The organism is Camelimonas fluminis (assembly GCF_014656355.1).
GTDB lineage: Bacteria > Pseudomonadota > Alphaproteobacteria > Rhizobiales > Beijerinckiaceae > Camelimonas > Camelimonas fluminis.
In genome coordinates this window covers 1-1,850 of sequence record NZ_BNCG01000121.1, presented here as the reverse complement: position 1 = coordinate 1,850, position 1,850 = coordinate 1, and the positions used below count along the sequence as shown (strand labels likewise).

Here is a 1,850-nt window from a genome sequence, read left to right as displayed (position 1 = left end):
ATCAGAAGTCAGCCACAAAGGGAATCCGGTGCGATTCATGGCGGTCGAAAAGCGCTCTAATCGGCGTCGCGATTATAGCGGTCGTCAATCGCACAATGCCGCCGCTTGCAACGCTCGGACTCATCGTCCTATCGTTCTGTGGCGTGGTGTTGGTGGTGACGAGAGGCGACATCTCGGGATTTCTCGACACACCGCAGCACTACGCGGCGAATCTGCTCATCTTGCTCGGAATGACTTCCTGGATGGTCTACACATTCGGTGCGGTGCGGTTTACGACGTGGTCCCCACTCAGATACACAACACTGACGATGTGCCTCGGCGCCATAACAATTCTTACGATCAACGCGGCGCTATTCGCAACCCACGCGATTGCTGTGCCTTCTTTGGACGACATCTTCTTTGTAGTACCACATGTGTTGTATATGGGCCTGGTCGCAGGCATGGCAGGCGTACTATGCTGGAACATCGGCAACAAACTTCTTCCACCGCTGAATGCTGCCTTGTTCCTGAATCTGGTGCCTTTAGTGGCCTTCGCTGTCTCAGCACTGATCGGCATACTTCCAACACATATCCAAATCATTGGCGCCTGCGTTACAGTCTCCGCGCTGGTTCTAAACAATTTTTATCATAGACTTCCGGTGCGGCAGCCAGACATGGCCTCTTCCCAACAGTGACCGCACGCAAGGCATCCACCGAGAGGAACCGGACCACATATCACCGTGGTCCGGGAACACCCGACGGAACGAAACCGCTAGGACGCTGTCCCAACAGCTTCAGCAGCTGTCTACCCACCGCTCAACTGCTGGATGACGTCCCTCGCCTTCTTCAGCACCGTGGCCTTTTCGAGGTGGGCGTAGCGCATCGTCGTCTTGATATCCCCGTACCCAAGGACCTCCCGGACCTCATAAACACTGAGCCCATTCTGGATCAGGCGGGTCGCGTGCGTATGGCGCAATGTGTGGATCGTGCAGTCGTGGAGACCAGCCCTCCTGAACGCCTTGCGGATTGCGACGCTTGAATATCCCCGCGCACCGCCCCTCCGGTTCGGGAAGACGAAATCACCATCACGCGTTGATGCCCTCCGGTTCAGGATGGTGACGACGCGGTCCGTCATGAACAGGACGCTCACATTGCCGACCTTCTGACGCCAGAGATTGATGCAGCGATTGACCAGATCGACCTGACGCCAGTGCATGTTGGCGATCTCCCCGTACCGCGCTCCCGTATCAAGCAGCATGACGATCAGGTCGTAGTTGTCCTGAATCCACCTTTGACGCTCGGGGTTCCTGTTGTCACGGCTTGCCAGGCCAGGGCACTCACGGTCAGGGTCAAGCTCGACCAGCAGGCGACGCTCCTCCTCCGGTGACAGATATCTCAGGCGACGGTTGGAAATCCGTATTTGTGGTGGATCAAGGTCAGCACATGCGTATCCATCTTTACGGGCGGCCTTCACCGCAGCGACCAGATAGTTCAGGGCGTGCTTGACCGTCTGTGGTGCGATCCCCTGACTGATCCGTTTCCTCCTGAAATCTTCGAGAACGCAGGAAGTCAGGGACGTCAGGGGTAACGATCCGCGTATCTCGCACAGGATCCTGCGGCGATGACCGAGCAGGTTCCGGTGATTGGGCGTTGCGACCCGGGCACTGATGTAACGATCGAGCGCTTCCTCGACGGTCAGCGGCTTCTTTCGCCCCTCGATGATTTCCAGATGCGCCTCACTGCGGATTTTGGCAGCTACCCTCTCGGCGACCTTGCGGTCGCCCGTCCGGGTGGACCGGACGATGGTTCTGTTTTTGATCTGGAACTGGACATACCAGAATTTTGAGTTCGGTCGTTTGACAAGGGACATG

The 1,850-nt window shown here is 57.1% G+C and carries 2 protein-coding genes; one reads left to right on the top strand and one right to left on the bottom strand.

Translation table 11 applies throughout. The features are described from left to right. Positions 1–674, top strand: a 674-nt coding sequence (locus IE243_RS22675) for a DMT family transporter (RefSeq protein ID WP_210319967.1), incomplete at its 5' end; no start/stop codon positions are given. A 110-nt stretch (positions 675–784) separates the two neighbouring features. On the opposite strand, the gene IE243_RS22670 is transcribed toward IE243_RS22675, so the two are convergent. Beyond that, positions 785–1,850 (bottom strand): tyrosine-type recombinase/integrase (locus tag IE243_RS22670; protein WP_191321542.1); only part of this gene is annotated, 1,066 nt, incomplete at its 5' end.